Genomic DNA, 16,114 nt, shown 5'->3' with positions numbered 1-16,114 from the left:
CGAGAGTTACTCTTAAATTGGCTCTTTATGGTACAAACTCAATTCTAAACTTATTATGAAAAATTGCCAATTAAATTATTTTTTCAATTAAGAAATAGTCTGTAATATTTATTATATTGACAAGAAATGAAGCCAGGTTCCTAAAATACTAAAAGCCACAATTGATACTAAAATCCATACTACCTTTACCTTCTTTTTCAACATAGCAAAAATGATAAAAGTAGCCAATAATGGCAACATATTAGGCATAATAGTATTTAATATGCTTGTTAAAGACTGGGCATTCTTACCAATACCTATTTTAAGAGGTGTATTAACAACAACAAGGCTAGGGACCATAGAACCAATTACAAACATCCCTAAAATCGAAGCTTTTTCTGAAATATTTTGAATAATATTAGTATCACTAAGTTTATTTAAAAAACTTGATCCCTGTTTATAACCAATTTTCAAACCAAAATAGCGAATTAATGTAGCCGGAATATTGTAAGCAAGTAAAAATAGAATAGGTCCCAGAATATTTCCAGCCTGACACAGAGAAATTGCAAGTCCAGTACAAATAATTCTCCAAGTAGACAGAAACAGCGAGTCACCAATCGCAGACAGAGGTCCCATCAGACTTATTTTAATGTTATTAATTAAGTCGGGTGAAAAATCAGCTGAAGAAGCATTCTTCTCCTCCATTGCTATCGAAGTCCCTAAAACAAGAGGGGCAAAAATGTTGGTAATGTTAAAAAATTGCATATGCCTTTCTAAAGCAATTTCCATTTGCCTTTTATCACCTTGATAAATTGACTTTAGAGCAGGTACCATTGCGTAACAATATCCCGTACCCATTTGTCTGGTGTATTCCCAAGAGGCACCCATGGTAAAAGTCCGCCAAAACGTCTTATGTAGGACTTTATTCATTTTGTTATTAGAACTCATCGACATTGTCATCATCTCCTATCTGACTGTTAGCCATATTGGGTTGATATTTTTTCTCGTAAAAATACATGATTGCAATGACTGATGCGCCAAACAAAGCAACACCAATTATTGGTACTTTAAGATAAGTTGTTAACAAAAAGCCAATAACAAAGAAAGGAATTATTTCTTTACGTAATATTTGTTCCAATAACATTGCAAAACCAAAAGCAGGTAAAATACCACTGGCAACGACTAACCCATCTTGAACGAACTGCGGAATAGCAGCAACTATTTCTTTTGAAAAACTATTACCAAAATAGAAGGCTAACATAATTAATATTACTGAGGGAACAAAATTAATTATGGTTCCACCCCAAAATGACATTCTACTTAATTTGTCTGGCTCCCCAGCTTTGGCATAGTCATCACATTTTTGGACGTACCAAGGACAAACGGCAACATAAGCAAAGTTTTGCACTAATAAAACTAACATGGAAAGAGGCAAACCAAAAGCCAATGCCGCCGAAGTGCCTTTCCCAGTTGAAATAGCAAAAACGGTCCCTAAGACTCCAGCGGAGACCATATCCTGCGGCACAGATGCTCCAACTTCCACTACTCCAATATAAGCTAATTCTAAAGCCGCACCTATTTTAATACCGGTAGATAAGTCCCCTAATACTAGTCCGGTTAAAGGGCCCATGACGATAGGCCTGGCCACCATACCACGTCCAGTCAGAAAGTACTCACCATAACCAAATAGTGCGACTATTCCAATTAGAATTGTTTCTAAAAACATGTGCACTATTCCTTTCTAAAATTTACGACTTTTTTTGCTTCTGAAGGAACCTGTTGAATGAATATTTCCATTCCCTTTTCTTGTAGCTTTCGTAAATCTTTTCTATCTTGTGGCGTAACGCCAACTGCAGCAGACAATGATTCTGCTTCAGCAGACGGGCTGGTACCGCCTAAATTTAATTCTTTAATATTGACCGTTATTTTCTGCAATAGCCGATAAGCATCATGTATACTGGCGACAACTACAAAAACATGATATTTATCTGTAACGCCGCTGTTAATCGAGTTTGCACTTTTAGCAATTGATTGAATTACTAATTTTGCGCCTGCCGGCTTGGCAAGCTTCATTACGTTTTTTCTTAATTGATCACCAGCAACTTCATCATTTGCAATTAAAATACAATTAGCTCCAGTAGCACCGTACCATGCTTGTGCTACTTGACCATGAAGTAAGCGGTGATCTACTCTAAAAAAATTAATCACTTTTTCTTTCCTCATACGTGAAATTCATACCTGTCGGAAATTATGTAGTGTTTCCCGGCGTGTACTATATTATTATTTTCATCTTCAACACACACTTGTAGTAACAACAAAGGAAAACCAACAGATTTTTTTAAGACTCTAGCTTCGCCGAGACTAGCTAAAGCAACACTAATAACCATATCACGTGATTTTAATTCTTTAATATGATATTGCCTGCGTAAAATTTGGTATAGAGATTTACTTAGATCGGTTTTCTCCAGCCCAGTAAATCGTGGTAAAGGAAAATAATTGCGTTCAAGCATTACAGGTTCATCTTCAACTGCATATACCCGTTCAACATAGAGAGCAACTTTGGTTTTCAAAGTAGTTTTCAAATTTTCAGGTGTTTCAACCTTTTTAATTTTAATTACTTTTGCATTAGCTTTAAACCCAGCCTTTGCAGCTGTTTGTGAAAAGCTTTCAGCTGAAGCAGAACTAATAATCCTTTTTACCTTGCGTGGCTTGCGGACAAATGTACCTACACCATGAATTTTTTCAATTAAGCCATCTTCAGCCAGGCCTGCAATAGCTTTGCGTAATGTTACGCGACTAACATTAAATTGCTTACTTAATTCAAATTCGTTTGGCAATTTACTATTTGTCGGATACTCGCCTGTAATAATTTTTTGCTTGATTTTTTCCATTACTTGAGAATATAAAGAACCTGTTGCTGCCAAGTGTCATCACTATCCTTAATATTTAACTTTGCCCATGTACCTTCTAACATCCAATGAATGATTATGTACATCAGCTAATTTTGATCTATATTCACAAAGAATAGTATAGAACAAAATTGGATTAAAGTACTCTGAAACCTTGTCATCTATCATGTCCAAGCCAAGCTCTTTAGCGTCAACAATTTCTATTTTTTCTGCATATTTCTCTAAGAAAGTTTGTGCTCTTTCATCAAGAGCTCGAGTTCTTCCTAAACTCTTAATTAGAATATAAGGGGTGTTCTTATCTGTGACTTCAAATGGACCATGGAAGTATTCTCCAGAATGAATTGCTGAAGCATTTAACCATTGCATTTCCATCAAAGAGCAGATAGCAAAACCATATGCGTGACCAAAAGAAGGACCACTACCCAATACGTAAAACATTTCCTCATCTTTATACTTTTGCGCAAAAGCTTTTGTCCGTGGTTGAACTTGATCAATAGCATTAGCAACAACTGTATCTATTTTTTTAAAGCTGTCCTCAAATTGATCGACATAAGGGTAGTCTTCAATTCCATGTAATAATTTTGCGGTGGCGTGCAGCGTTATTGCCATCGGATTATTGACTACTTCGGCTTCGTTACCCCATTCATAAATTATTTTAGCATCAGAATAAGTAAGCAAATCTGCCTGTTTATTAAACGTCAAGCCAATAGTAAAAGCTCCATGCTCTTGTGCAACCTTAGCTGCTTCGACTGTTTCGGGTGTGTTGCCACTGTGTGAGCAAACGAACACGATCGAATCTTTACCTAATTTTGCTGGAGTTACATGTACAAATTCGTTTGCAGTATACAAGCCTGTAGTTACTTTCTTCGCTTCCGCTTCCAGAAAATATTTTGAAACATATAAATCAACTAACGAACCACCACAAGCTGTAAAATAAATACTATTTATTTTTCCCTGATTATGATTTAAGGCATCTTTAACAACTTTGTTTACTGTATTGCTATCCATATTTTTGAACTCCTAATTTATGTTAAATTTTAATATGACTATTTAATATAAAAGGATTCTACTTTCATAGAATCCTTTTAAAACTCTTTTCTATTAATAAGTAAGTTTCCACATATAACGACGCTTGGTTAGTGGATGCTTTCTAGCCTTAGCAAGCTCTTCAGCATAAACACGCATTACACCAGTATGAATCATTGGGTTAAAGTAATCAATTACATTTTCACCAGCAACTTCATTAAGACCATAATCCTTAGCATCAATATTTGTTACTTGTGCATCAAATCTTTGTAAGAATGTCAAAGCACGGGCATCAAGATGACGAGTGCTACCATCATTCATGAATAATAGATACGGTGCATCCTTTTCGGTAAGTTCAAATGGGCCATGGAAATATTCACCGGAATGAACTGTTGGAGCAGCAATCCATTGCATTTCCATAAACAAAAATGATGCTGTTGAATATGCAACACCAAGTGATGCACCACTGCTTAGTACAAAAATTTTCTTTTCATCTTTGTACTTTTCACCAAATTCTTTTGCGGAAGGCCCAACTGATTTTACTGCATTTTCAATCAAATCAGGCATGCCGTTGAAAGCTGCAACAGCTTCATCGTAAAACTGATAACCCTCAAACTGCTTAACAATTTCAATAGCAAAGGCTAAGCAATATGACATTTTTTCAGTTTTAGCAGCATAATTTTCGTGGAAGCCATGAATAACTTTATATTCTGTTTCTTTAATAATAGGTGAATCATCTGCCATTGATAAAGTAATTAAGTGAGTACCTAATTCTCTAGCCTTTTTAGTTGCAGCTACTGATTCAGGAGTTGTACCTCCAAGAGACGCAGTTATTACAATAGTATGTTCTCCCACTCCTTTTGGCGTATCATAGTTAAATTCATTTGCAGTATGAATTGAGGAAAGCAGTTTAGTACTTTCATGTGAAACGAAGTAATAACCTGGATACAAGTCGGCCATTGAAGCACCACAACCAACAAACATTACACGATCAATATCAGGTTGTTTTTCCTTAATATCACTTACAATAGATTTAACTTTTTCAAAATCCATAATTTATATAATCTCCTTATTTATTATAAAAATTTACTAACAACTAATTAAAAATACCTAATACGCTAAGTAGGATACCGCCAAAAATGCAGATAACCATGATCCAAGCAGTATTAACCTTCTTTTTGATTAGGTAAAACATACCTAAGGTGAATGCAAGAGATAACATTTGTGGGAAAATTGAATCTAATGTCTTTTGTAAAACAAAAGTTTTACCAAATTTAATTGGTGTCGTTATCCCAATCATTGTTGCCACCATTGCTCCAATAACCATCAGCCCGATTACGTTCATCAAAGACATGATTCTGTTAATGGTACCGTTACTAATAAGACGCTGAATATTCTTTTTACCTTGCAGATAACCCCATTTACCGCCCCAATAAGTAACAATAACTGAAGGGATGATGGAAATAATCATTGCCAAAATTGGCCCAAATATGTTTCCCTGTTGAGCCATGTTGATTCCCAGACCAAAGGCAATAATTTTAATTGTTCCCTGGAAGAAGGAATCACCAATACCTGATAAAGGACCCATTAACGAGGTTTTCACACCGTTAATTGAATCAGGATCGAATGTATCTGGATTGGCTGCATATTCTTCTTCCATTGCAGAAGATAACCCCAGAACAAACGAGGTTAACTGTGGTGTACAGTTGAAGAAGGCCATATGACGATGATATGCCTCTTTTTTCTTTTGGAGTTTTTCAGGTGTATCCGGCTTTTCGCCATAAATTTCATCTATTGTTGGTGCCATCCCATACATGAAACCCATGTTCATTTGACTTTCATAGTTCCAAGATGTCTGAATAGCCCACGATCTCCAGAAGAATTGCCAAAATCTATGACGTAGCTGTTTATCTGTATGCTTTTGTTCGGTCATAATTTGTCCTCCTATAATTCTTCCAAATCATCTAGGTCGTCACTACCTGATGAATTTGATCCAGAACTATTATTGCCGTTATTAGTCATAAATTTGTTAAGAATAATAGCGAAAATAACTGCAAAAATAGCTACACTAATAACTGTCATCTTACCGTATGCAGCAATAAAGAATCCTAGGAACAAATAAACTGCATTCTTTTTATCGATCATAGTTGACATCAAAAGTGCAAATCCATATGCTGGTAAAATCTTACTTGCCAAAGTTAAACCATTAGTTAGCCAATCTGGAATCATCTTAACAAAACTGGTAACAACATTTGTACCTAAGAAAATTGCCAAAAATACTGGAACAAAATATAACAAACCATAAATAATTGGTCCATATACTATGTGGTAGCTTCGCGCTTTTCTGAATTTGCCTGCATCAATTGCATTTTCAACTAACTGATTAAAAGATGAAAACAGCATTCTGATAACTATGGCTACCAGTTGCCCCAAAACGGCTACTGGCAAAGCTACAGTTAACGCAGCTTGTGCACTGGTATGTGACAAAATAGCAAAAGCTGAAGCTACGACTGACCCCAAAACCATATCTGGGGGAACGGCAGCACCTACTTGAACTATTCCCATTGAAACTAGCTCTAGTGTCGCACCAACCAGCAATCCCTTCGAAACATCTCCCAGTACTAAGCCAACAAGTGTACTCACTATTAATGGCTGCTCAAAGTTTTCACGCCCAAGCAATCTTGAGTCGAACATGGCGAATACACCAACCAAGCCGACTACTAATGCTTTCCAAAACATTTTTTACCTCCCTTTCTAAATAATATTATTTAGAAGTTCTTTATTAGCTGAAGGAACTTGTTGCATGCTGATCTTAATACCCTTATCACACATTTCTTTAGTAAGCTTAACTTCTTCTGGAGTTAAATAAATGGCATTACTAAAGCGTTTTGCATTTGGTTTAGATGGAATTAAGCCGTAATTAATTTCATCTACAGATCCATATGCAGCAATAAATTTACTCAATTCCGCTACGTTTTCAAAAAGCAACATAATATTATCTTTTAGTGCCTTAATCTGGTCAATTTTACTAATTGCTTTATCGACGCTAAAAACGTTTAGACGAACATCTTCTGGCTTAGCCAGTTTCAAGGACATTTTCTTAAAATCATCATTTGCTGTAGCTGTATCAATTACAATTACTCTTTCGATATTCGCAAACTTGGTCCATGAAAAAATGACTTGTCCGTGCAATAATCGGTGATCAACTCTAATTACTTTTATCATAATAAATCTCCTTCATCGTCATCCTCAGTCATTAACTTATTTATCGACAAAACTCCTTTCTGTCCTTCGTTAATAGCCTCTTCAATACTCTCTTGGGTTAGGCCGGAATCTGCTGTAGTAACTAAAGTTATAACCAAAGGCAGATTCATGCCTGTTAACACCGTCAAATTTTGATGATCCTTTAACAGTTGGGTCATCTCATTATTAACTGAGCCACCTAAAACATCAGTAATGATTACTGCTTTCTGATCACCAACCTTATCAAGCGAATTCTTAATATCACCAATAAAGCTATCATCACTCGTACCATTTTTATAGGCTTCATACGCTTCAAGATTATCCTGATTACCAGCGATCATTTCAACAGTATTTTTCATTCCCTTGGCAAGCTTGCCATGGCTAACTAAAATTATTTTCACTAAACTTCACCCCTAATCCAAACACTCACTAGCATATTAACAAGATGTATTAACATGTATACCTGATATAATAATATAAAAATCTGATCACGTAAATGCTTTCTTCAAAAATAATTAAATTTTATTTTAAAAATTATTTTTTTAAAGCGTTTTCGTTAAATTTGTTATTAAAAAATAATGACACACGCTTCAAGCACCTATAATCATTTCACGTCTAAAATGATTATTTATAGTCTTCTTTCCACATGTACCTACGAGTTTCATAGCTTTCGTGGGTAGCATAAGAAAGTTCCCTCATATAAACATTATTTAGAATAGATGAAAAAATCGGGTGATTAAAATACGGAGAAACTTCGGGCTTGATATCATCTAAACCTATTTCCTTACCGTCTAATACATATAATTTTTTGCCGCCAAACCGTTGTTCAAATTTAAGAGCACGCTCATCTTCAGGCCTAGTTTTGCCTGTGGCCAATAGCTGAAAAATTGACTTGCTTTTATCTGTAACTTCAAAAGGACCATTAAAAAATTCATAACTATGAATGGTTGGTGAATTCAGTTGCAGCATTTCTTCTATATTGCAAATTGAGAAAACGTAAGCTGCACCATACGCTGGACCACTGGCAATAACATAAATAGTTTTTTGATCTTTATTTAGCTCTGCCCATTCTTTTGCCAAAGGAGTAGTGTAATCAACTGCCTTACGATAAATAGGATCAAGTAAATCAAAAGTCTTCATCGCTGTTTCAAAATCATCATAGCCTTCAACTTCTTGGAGCAAATTCATTGCTATGCATAACCCAATACTGCCATTTACACGCTCAAGCCTGCTTTCATCTAAAGCTAAACTTTCATATTTTATTTTAAAATCACAAACTTTTACCAAGTCGGATTCATCAACATACAGAGCTATAGTGGTTGCACCATGTTCTTTAGCAACTTTAGCAGAATCAATCGTCTCACTGGTTCCTCTCATAGAACATAAAACTACTAATGAATTTTGGTCTAAATTCTTTGGCGGAGCATAAACAAATTCCCCACTAGTATACATACTGGAAAATAGCTTTTTTGACTCTTGATGTAAGAAATAGTTAGCGCCATAAAAGCCACCGAACGAACCACCGGCGCCTATCCAAATTACTTGCTTAATACCTCCTTCGTGTTCCATTTTGTTAACAGCTTTTTTGACAGTCTGTTTAACTTCATCTTGTATCTTCATTTTTACTCTCCTGTATTTAAAAATGATACATGTATCTTCATTTACAAATTATAAAGCGCTTTATTTATAAAGTAAAGGGAATATTAAAAATACCAGTATCTTTATTTGGTACAAAATAGATACTGGTGCTTAATCAATCAGCTTTTGTTATAATACAAATAATAATATTCAAGAAAGAAAAAAACATGTTAAAAAAATCAGAAAATCATATGCCATTATATATTGACCTGGCAAAGATCGTAAAAAACAGAATTGCAGAAAATAAATATCAAATAGGCACAAAAATACCTTCTGAAATGGAGCTGCAAAAAGAGTTTTCTGTCAGTCGTACCACTGTTCGAAAAGCTCTTAAAGTATTAAGTGATGAGAATTATTTAATTAAGCTTCCTGGCAAGGGAACTTTTGTGTCCGACAAAAGAAACGAAATTGAAACTCAGAATCAAAAGTTTTCTAGCTTGACAGATAGTGCTGCAAAAACGGGTAAAAAAATCTCCAATCGTTTAATTAGTATCAATAGTATTACTGGTGATGATGAGCAAAATACATTTCTGCAAACTAATGCCCAACAACAAATTATTGAAATTAAACGTTTGCGGTATATCGACGATATTCCTTTCTGTCTTGAATGGATTTGGCTGGCTCCTAAATATAGTGCTATTAAAGATGAAGATCTTGATATGCCACTGTACAAGATTTTACGAAAGAAATTTCACATTAATCCTGGAAAAGGAAAGAAGACTTTTAAAATTGCATTCGCTAATAGAGAAGAATCCTTCTTACTTAATGTTGACGAAAAAACACCTTTAATGCGGATTAAAGATCTAGTTTATGATGATCATAATTTTCCGCTACATATTACTCAAGAAATTATCCGCAGCGATAAGTTTACCTATGCAGTTAACCATTAATTTTCAAATCAAAAAAGCAGATACTAGTGTTTTCTACTAGTGTCTGCTTACTTTTATAAATATTCTGTTTTAACTTTTGACTAACTAATTAGTACCAACCATTAGCAAGCCAGAATTGTTTAGCTGCTGCCCATGAGCCGTAGCGACCAGCAACATAGTTGTCAGCAACACGCTCTTGATTAGCGGCTGAATAGTCGCCGTTAAGATATGCGGCAGAAAGTTGGTATTTACCAATGTACTGACCATTTTGCGCACTGTATGAGCCACCAGATTCACGACTGGCAATCCATGCCTTTGCTCCTGCTTCTGAGTCAGTTGAAGCAGTAGTGTAATTTAAATTAGTAGCGTAAGTTGACTCAGTGTTATTTGCAACCATACTGTTTTCAGTCTGACTGCTGGTTACCGCTGTATTTTGAGATTCATTTGCCGGATGATAGCCTTTATTGACGTATTTGGCCTTAACCCATTGGTTCTTGCCTAAGTCGTACCACTTGTGACCCTTTTTGTCATAAGCAGTCTTAATGACTTTCCAAGAAGAATTACTTGGTAAAATTTGACCAGTAGCCTTAGGGTGTTTATAACTGTTCCAAACATGAATTGAATTACCATCAACATAGTTAACAGTTACAACTGCTGCATCATTTTCAACGGTAGCTGCTTGAACGTCGCTAGTTGCAACGCTGCCTATAACTGCAACTCCAGAAGCAGATAATGCTGCTACTGCTGCTGATTTAACTAAAATAGATTTTACCTTCAAAAAAATTCTCTCCTTAAATAAAAATCCATAATATGTTTTTCAAATCAAAAATAGTAAACTAATATTCAATTTGATGTTATATATACTACAACTGTAAAATTGCAGAACGATAACAGGAATATCACTCAACCTTTAAGAATTAGTTACCATTTTTTTGAAAAATGTCATAGTTGTAACACAAAGTTAACTGTTATTTAATTTGACAACCAGCCATAATAGCAAGGTAAAATGCAATGTTGTAAGTAGCAAGAACATGCGTTTGTACACTTAAATTTAAGCGAATATAGATTATTTTTGCAACATAAATGAAAAACAATAGCCAGTTTTGAATATTTTTGTTGCAAAAGTGCTATAGTTAATTTAATATTCAGCTGAAAGGAAAAGAAAAATGAGTAAATATGAAGTTAAATTAGATGAAAAAGATTTACAGATGCTTGAGGATTGTCATTCAAAAAATCCTTCAATTATGAAGGCATTGAATGCAGCTAAAAAGATTGAAGATTAAAAGTAAATACGACTATAGAAAACAGATATGTCCTGCTCCCAAGTTTGAGGAATATTTTGGGGCTAAATTGTCTACGCAAGATAAAATTGAATTTGCTAGTCATAGAAGATTTTCATTAGCCAAATTTTGGCGGTATCACATTATCAAATCTATCTCAGCAGCAAACACATTTGTAAGATAGCGCAATTATAACTTTAACCAAAAAGCACAAGACTAAGAGTCTTGTGTTTTTTAGTATATTAATTATTTTCAAACAAAGCCTGAATTTCTTCAGGAGTGTTGGCCTTTTTAAGGCTTGCAATAAAGTCTTCATGAGTCAACAATTTAGCAGTATTTGACAAGTATTGCAGATGAGCATTGCTATCAGTTTCTGGTATTAAAAAAGAAATAACTGTATCAATTTTCTTGCCATCTAAAGATTGCCAATCAATTGGCTTTTTGAGTTTTAAGACTATCATTGAAGACTTGGCAATTGCAGCTGACTGAGCATGGGGAATTGCAAAGCCATCAGTCATACCAGTTGAGCCTTCTTTTTCACGTTTAAGATAGCTATCGTAAACCGCATCACTATCATTTGCTAATTGGTTTTTGACAGCAAAATCAGCCAGATATTTGAGTGCATCATTACGACTAGTAACAGCAACACCAACTTGAATGTTCCTTAATTCAAGAATATCACTGGGCTCAAAAGCTTCTGTATTAGTTTCAGTGTTTTGATTAGTTACATTGGCCTCGCTAGGTGCGGCAGTAGTTTCTGCTGCTGCAGCCAGCTTATCTTTTTTATCAAATCTACCGGCAATTAAAGCTAACAGCGCTCCTGAAATAGCAGCTCCAATGAGAATCCACAATACCCATAAGAAAGGTTTATTGACTAACGGTAAAACAATAAAGCCACCATGAGGAGCAGGTACACTAATTTTCGTTATGTAAGTTAAAACTGATGCTACTGCAGAACCAACCATAAAGGCCGGAATATTCCATAATGGGTGTTTAGCAGCAAAAGGAATCGCGCCTTCAGTAATATGAGTTGATCCCAGTAAAAAGTTGACATAGCCAGCAGCTCTTTCACTCTTTGAATATGCTTTGCGATTCATTAAGACAGCAAAGCCCGTAGCTAGAGGTGGAGCAATACAAGCCGCAGAAACACCAGCCATAAAGTAATAGTTTCCTTGTGCTAACAGCACGGTTCCCGTAACGTATGCCGCTTTATTAATTGGTCCACCAAAGTCTGCCGCACACATGATGCCAATTATGATACCTAACAGTGCAGGATTAGTATTTTCAAATCCTTTTAGCCAAGACATTAAACCAACGTTCAATGCTTCAATTGGAGTATTCAACAGGTACATAATTGAGCCAGTTATTAAAACCCCGAGAACGGGTAAAAGAAAGATTGATTTCAACCCTCTAAATTTATCATCCGGCAATGGTTGAAACAATTTTTGTAAGCCAAAAACTATAATTGCTGCTAAGTAGCCACCAACGATGGCTCCCAGAAAGCCGCCACCACCGTTGAAGGTGATAAAACCGGCAGCCAAGCCTACTACAAAACCCGTCCGTTGCGCCAAAGCTTCTGCAATATAAGCGCCTAAAACTGGAGCCATCAAGTTCATAGTAGTACTGCCAACTGTATTTAGCATCGCAGCAAATTGATTGTATTCGCTACTTTTGGGATTTGCCGAATCAATTCCCCAGAAGAAGGAAATGGCCATTAGCACACCACCTGCAACGACAAACGGCAACATGTGAGAGACGCCATTCATTAAAGAGGTATAAATTTTATTACCTAGCTTTTGATTTCCTACACTATCTTTATTTGAACTCTTGGCTGCCTGACCCTCTTTATAAATAGGAGCTGCCAACGCTTTTTTGATTAAAGCATCTGGTTCCTTTACACCTCTGGCAACAGGAACAACAACCAGTCTCTTTCCTGCAAAGCGATCCAAGCCAACATCAATATCAGAAGCAACTATCACTGCTTGAGCATCTGCAATTTCCGTACTAGTCAGATTATTTTCGATGCCCGTTTGACCATGTGTTTCAATTTTGATAGTATAACCAAGCTTTTCAGCCGCTTTTTCTAAGGCCTCTTCTGCCATAAATGTATGAGCGACACCGGTTGCACAACCAGTAGCACCCACTAAATCATAATTAGCCACTTTATTTCATCCTTTCTTCCACTGAAATTTGCGGTAATAACTCATCTAAAGAAAAATCTGTCAGTCCTGTGCGACTAGCGGTATCGCTACCCGCGGCAACAGCCATTTTAAGAGCAGCACTAACTGGTTTGTTCTTTTCCAAAAAGGCAATAAAAGTACCCAACATGGTATCTCCAGCACAAGCTGAATTAACCACCTGTATTTTGGGAGCATTGGCAAATAGAACATGATGTTTATTAATAAAAGCAGCGCCATCAGAACCTAAAGAAACGAGAACATTTTGGCAACCCAATTTGATTAATTTCTGAGCCAATTCGACCGTTTTTGCGGCAGTCATCTCACCCTCATAATTGAAGAAGGCAGCGAGTTCACTATCATTAGGTTTAAGTAAAAACGGCCGGTATTTTAAAGTATCAATTACTTCTAGGTAACTACTGTCAATCACAAATTTAGCTCCCTGTTTTTGGACTAACTGAGCCAGTTGGACTAAAAAGTCTGGTTTTATACCCCGAGAAAAACTACCGGAAACGACTACCATATCATCCTTAGTTACTGTGCTTTCAAGATAATCCAAAAATTGATCTTGCTTATCTGAACTTACTACTGGTCCCGGATTAACTTGTTTGTATTCTGTACCTTCGTCTAAAACATCCGTAAAGACATTAACTCTAGTAGGTTCTTTTACCTTTAAGAAATTAGTTTTAATACCCTTCTCTGTTAAACCAGAAATGACATAATCTAGTGTAAAGCCGCCACCAATACCAGTAGCTACACTATCAATGCCCAATTTCTTTAAAATGAACGAAACATTGACTCCCTTACCATTAGGTTGTAATTCAAATTTTTCAGTTCTATTAACTACCTTTGGTTCCAGCTTTTTAGTGACAATTACTAAATCAATTGCTGGATTCAACGTTACTGTATAAATCAAAGATTTCTCTCCCTTTTTTTGCCTTTTGTATTATTATTATAAAGACAAATATGTGTAACGTTTTTCTGAATTGATAGCGTTTACTATAATTAATAGAAAAATATTTACAAAAGGAGCACTTAAATGGCAACAAAAGAACTCTCAGCAGCAGAATTGCATCTTTGGAATATAGTCGAAAATAATCCCCAAAAGATTGCTAACATGTCGATAGTAAAGCTAAGTCAATTTGCCAACGTGTCAACGGCTACAATTGTGCGCACCATGCAAAAGATGGGTTATAGTGGTTACACCTCTTACCGTGAAACTTTGAAACTAAAAAGCAATTCAAATTCCACTTTCAGTGTTCTAAATGATGCTGATGATAAAATTAGAAGCGTCATTACTAAAAACGAAATTGAAATGAACAACACGCTGCACAATTTGAGCTACAGCACAATTGAAGACAGTATTTCATTGACCAAACAAGCTAAAATAGTTTTTATTTTTGCCCGTGGTTTGTCCGAATCAATTGCTCACGAAATGATGGTCAAATTACAATTAACCGAAAAATACTGCGAATTTCACTCAGATCCAAATATCATTAAAACAATTGCCAGCAAGATTAAGAAGGATTCGTTAGCAATTTTTATTACCCTAAACGGAGAAACTGAGGAATTAGTAACTGCAGCTAAAGCTTTAAATAAAAATGATGTTCCAATTTTGACATTTACTACTAACCCATCCGGCAGTATTTTGCCTTTCTCCACTTTAACTTTCATTGGCTACAAATCAAAAACTAACTATTTTCCTGAATATGAGGTTAGATCACGACTGCCACTGCAAATAATGACACGCATCTTTTGTGACGCCTATTCGGTTAGATGTGATTTTTACAAGAGCAAATAAAAAGCCTTCTATACTTTAAATTAGTATAGAAAGCTTTTTTAAGTTTGAAAAATTCAGTTATTCAGCAACTTCCAACTTATCACGCCAGGATTTTGCCCCTTTAAGAGCTTCATTTAAGTTTTCGATATTCTCTTTACCATGAGTAGATAACCATTTTCTACCTGCTTCTTCACTTTCAGCAGCGAATGGTTTAATGGCTGGCTTCCAAGTAGCACGACCACAAAGAACACCGTTAAAGTCAGCTCCAGCTTCTTCAGCCATTTTAATTTCAGCGATAAATTCTTCACTGGTTACACCGGCTGATAAGAAAATATAAGGCAAGTCAGTTATTTCAGACTGCTTTTTAAGCAGATTCTTGGCTTCTTCTTGAGTGTAAACAACATTGTTATCACCGTTAAAGCCTTCGACGAATTTAATGTTAAACGGAATTTCAACTTTAAGGACAGTTACACCATATTCAGGCTTTGAAAATTCTTTCATTGTCTGCAAAACTTTGTCAGCTTTAACTTTGGCAAATTCTTCGCTCTTGGCATCAGGAATGTTAGCATCATAAGTCAAAACCTCTAAGAATAATGGTAGCTCATTGGCCTTAGCTTCTGCACCAACTCTTTCAACAAAAGCTTGTTTTTTATCATTAATTTCTTGGCCCTCATCAGGATCATAATAAACTAAAAACTTAATGGCATCTCCGCCTTCATTTTTAATTCTTAATCCGGACTGATTAGCAATTAAATCAGGCATTCTTCCTGGTTCAGTCGTATCATAACCAGTTTTTTCATAAGAAAGTAATAATCCGCAATTTTTATCTCTAACTTTGGTAGCTGGTAAGCCATACTCTGGATCAGTCAAAATAGATGAAGCATATGGGGTCAGCTCACTAGATACTGCTTTTTTAAAATCAACGATAGTTGTTTCATCAGCAGGTTTATTAGCCGCATCAGCTAACATCTTTTTCAAAGAGCCACGTTGGTCAATTGCCAAAGCACTAATTATGCCATCAGTAGTTGACAAGTTTGCCATATGTTTGGCAACTGCTGCAGAAATTGTTTTCATTATATATCTCCTTTAACATTATCTTTAATCGCACAATTATTATTATATACTGATAGTTTAGCCTTTTAAAGAAAAGCAGAAGTTTTAGTAAACTTTTTCACAATTATAAACAATTCAGAAAAAATTTACTTTGATCACC

The 16,114-nt window shown here is 35.6% G+C and carries 17 protein-coding genes; 2 read left to right on the top strand and 15 right to left on the bottom strand.

The genetic code is table 11. The annotated features are described in order from the left end of the window. Positions 1-111: 111 nt before the first annotated feature. From F5ESL0259_RS01945 to F5ESL0259_RS01895, 11 genes are all read right to left on the bottom strand, one after another. A complete protein-coding gene (locus tag F5ESL0259_RS01945) occupies positions 112-933 on the bottom strand; it encodes a PTS system mannose/fructose/sorbose family transporter subunit IID (protein WP_233558035.1) in 822 nt (273 codons plus the stop codon). Further along, positions 917-1,705: a PTS sugar transporter subunit IIC gene (locus tag F5ESL0259_RS01940; RefSeq protein ID WP_122037307.1), complete on the bottom strand. Its 789-nt coding sequence runs from the start codon at positions 1,703-1,705 to the stop codon at positions 917-919. The genes F5ESL0259_RS01945 and F5ESL0259_RS01940 overlap by 17 nt, the downstream gene beginning before the upstream one ends. A 5-nt stretch (positions 1,706-1,710) precedes the next feature. Further along, on the bottom strand, positions 1,711-2,187 hold the full coding sequence (locus F5ESL0259_RS01935; protein ID WP_122037306.1) for a PTS sugar transporter subunit IIB: 477 nt from the start codon (positions 2,185-2,187) through the stop codon (positions 1,711-1,713). 11 nt (positions 2,188-2,198) lie between these two features. Next, positions 2,199-2,903 (bottom strand): GntR family transcriptional regulator, encoded by a 705-nt coding sequence (locus tag F5ESL0259_RS01930; protein ID WP_122037305.1) that lies wholly within the window; start codon positions 2,901-2,903, stop codon positions 2,199-2,201. Positions 2,904-2,918: 15 nt separating this feature from the next. After that, positions 2,919-3,896 (bottom strand): SIS domain-containing protein, encoded by a 978-nt coding sequence (locus F5ESL0259_RS01925; RefSeq protein WP_122037304.1) that lies wholly within the window; start codon positions 3,894-3,896, stop codon positions 2,919-2,921. Positions 3,897-3,989: 93 nt separating this feature from the next. Continuing rightward, positions 3,990-4,967, bottom strand: a complete 978-nt coding sequence (locus tag F5ESL0259_RS01920; RefSeq protein ID WP_046324428.1) for an SIS domain-containing protein — start codon at positions 4,965-4,967, stop codon at positions 3,990-3,992. 43 nt (positions 4,968-5,010) lie between these two features. Further along, positions 5,011-5,847: a PTS system mannose/fructose/sorbose family transporter subunit IID gene (locus F5ESL0259_RS01915; RefSeq protein ID WP_046324427.1), complete on the bottom strand. Its 837-nt coding sequence runs from the start codon at positions 5,845-5,847 to the stop codon at positions 5,011-5,013. An 11-nt stretch (positions 5,848-5,858) separates the two neighbouring features. Beyond that, on the bottom strand, positions 5,859-6,653 hold the full coding sequence (locus tag F5ESL0259_RS01910; protein ID WP_046324426.1) for a PTS sugar transporter subunit IIC: 795 nt from the start codon (positions 6,651-6,653) through the stop codon (positions 5,859-5,861). Positions 6,654-6,668: 15 nt separating this feature from the next. Next, a complete protein-coding gene (locus F5ESL0259_RS01905) occupies positions 6,669-7,139 on the bottom strand; it encodes a PTS sugar transporter subunit IIB (protein ID WP_046324425.1) in 471 nt (156 codons plus the stop codon). After that, positions 7,136-7,558, bottom strand: coding sequence for a PTS sugar transporter subunit IIA (locus F5ESL0259_RS01900; RefSeq protein ID WP_046324424.1), 423 nt, complete (start codon positions 7,556-7,558; stop codon positions 7,136-7,138). Before F5ESL0259_RS01900 ends, F5ESL0259_RS01905 begins: the two co-directional genes overlap by 4 nt. 223 nt (positions 7,559-7,781) lie before the next feature. Further along, positions 7,782-8,777 carry an SIS domain-containing protein gene (locus tag F5ESL0259_RS01895; RefSeq protein ID WP_110445669.1) on the bottom strand — a complete coding sequence of 332 codons (996 nt, stop codon included), beginning with the start codon at positions 8,775-8,777 and terminating at the stop codon, positions 7,782-7,784. A gap of 185 nt (positions 8,778-8,962) precedes the next feature. Between F5ESL0259_RS01895 and F5ESL0259_RS01890 the strand changes: the two genes are divergently transcribed. Continuing rightward, positions 8,963-9,685: a GntR family transcriptional regulator gene (locus F5ESL0259_RS01890; RefSeq protein ID WP_122037303.1), complete on the top strand. Its 723-nt coding sequence runs from the start codon at positions 8,963-8,965 to the stop codon at positions 9,683-9,685. 88 nt (positions 9,686-9,773) lie between these two features. On the opposite strand, the gene F5ESL0259_RS01885 is transcribed toward F5ESL0259_RS01890, so the two are convergent. The 3 genes from F5ESL0259_RS01885 to pfkB form a co-directional block, all read right to left on the bottom strand. Further along, positions 9,774-10,442, bottom strand: a complete 669-nt coding sequence (locus F5ESL0259_RS01885; RefSeq protein ID WP_122037302.1) for a hypothetical protein — start codon at positions 10,440-10,442, stop codon at positions 9,774-9,776. Between the two features lie 744 nt (positions 10,443-11,186). Continuing rightward, positions 11,187-13,106, bottom strand: coding sequence for a fructose-specific PTS transporter subunit EIIC (locus tag F5ESL0259_RS01870; protein ID WP_122037299.1), 1,920 nt, complete (start codon positions 13,104-13,106; stop codon positions 11,187-11,189). A 1-nt stretch (position 13,107) separates the two neighbouring features. Next, positions 13,108-14,037: a 1-phosphofructokinase gene (gene pfkB, locus F5ESL0259_RS01865; protein WP_122037298.1), complete on the bottom strand. Its 930-nt coding sequence runs from the start codon at positions 14,035-14,037 to the stop codon at positions 13,108-13,110. 123 nt (positions 14,038-14,160) lie between these two features. Between pfkB and F5ESL0259_RS01860 the strand changes: the two genes are divergently transcribed. Continuing rightward, positions 14,161-14,922 (top strand): MurR/RpiR family transcriptional regulator, encoded by a 762-nt coding sequence (locus F5ESL0259_RS01860; protein WP_122025721.1) that lies wholly within the window; start codon positions 14,161-14,163, stop codon positions 14,920-14,922. Between the two features lie 57 nt (positions 14,923-14,979). On the opposite strand, the gene F5ESL0259_RS01855 is transcribed toward F5ESL0259_RS01860, so the two are convergent. Then, a complete protein-coding gene (locus tag F5ESL0259_RS01855) occupies positions 14,980-15,975 on the bottom strand; it encodes a tagatose 1,6-diphosphate aldolase (protein ID WP_122037297.1) in 996 nt (331 codons plus the stop codon). Positions 15,976-16,114: the final 139 nt, after the last annotated feature.

It is taken from the genome of Lactobacillus sp. ESL0259, assembly GCF_003693045.1.
GTDB lineage: Bacteria > Bacillota > Bacilli > Lactobacillales > Lactobacillaceae > Lactobacillus > Lactobacillus melliventris.
This window is presented reverse-complemented; position numbering and strand designations above follow the sequence as displayed.

Bases quoted from the DNA above. Each gene is read 5' to 3' on its own strand.
- F5ESL0259_RS01945 (WP_233558035.1), bottom strand. From the start codon at position 933: ATGTCGATGAGTTCTAATAACAAAATGAATAAAGTCCTACATAAGACG.
- F5ESL0259_RS01940 (WP_122037307.1), bottom strand. From the start codon at position 1,705: ATGTTTTTAGAAACAATTCTAATTGGAATAGTCGCACTATTTGGTTAT.
- F5ESL0259_RS01925 (WP_122037304.1), bottom strand. From the start codon at position 3,896: ATGGATAGCAATACAGTAAACAAAGTTGTTAAAGATGCCTTAAATCAT.
- F5ESL0259_RS01920 (WP_046324428.1), bottom strand. From the start codon at position 4,967: ATGGATTTTGAAAAAGTTAAATCTATTGTAAGTGATATTAAGGAAAAA.
- F5ESL0259_RS01915 (WP_046324427.1), bottom strand. From the start codon at position 5,847: ATGACCGAACAAAAGCATACAGATAAACAGCTACGTCATAGATTTTGG.
- F5ESL0259_RS01910 (WP_046324426.1), bottom strand. From the start codon at position 6,653: ATGTTTTGGAAAGCATTAGTAGTCGGCTTGGTTGGTGTATTCGCCATG.
- F5ESL0259_RS01905 (WP_046324425.1), bottom strand. From the start codon at position 7,139: ATGATAAAAGTAATTAGAGTTGATCACCGATTATTGCACGGACAAGTC.
- F5ESL0259_RS01895 (WP_110445669.1), bottom strand. From the start codon at position 8,777: ATGAAGATACAAGATGAAGTTAAACAGACTGTCAAAAAAGCTGTTAAC.
- F5ESL0259_RS01890 (WP_122037303.1), top strand. From the start codon at position 8,963: ATGTTAAAAAAATCAGAAAATCATATGCCATTATATATTGACCTGGCA.
- F5ESL0259_RS01860 (WP_122025721.1), top strand. From the start codon at position 14,161: ATGGCAACAAAAGAACTCTCAGCAGCAGAATTGCATCTTTGGAATATA.
- F5ESL0259_RS01855 (WP_122037297.1), bottom strand. From the start codon at position 15,975: ATGAAAACAATTTCTGCAGCAGTTGCCAAACATATGGCAAACTTGTCA.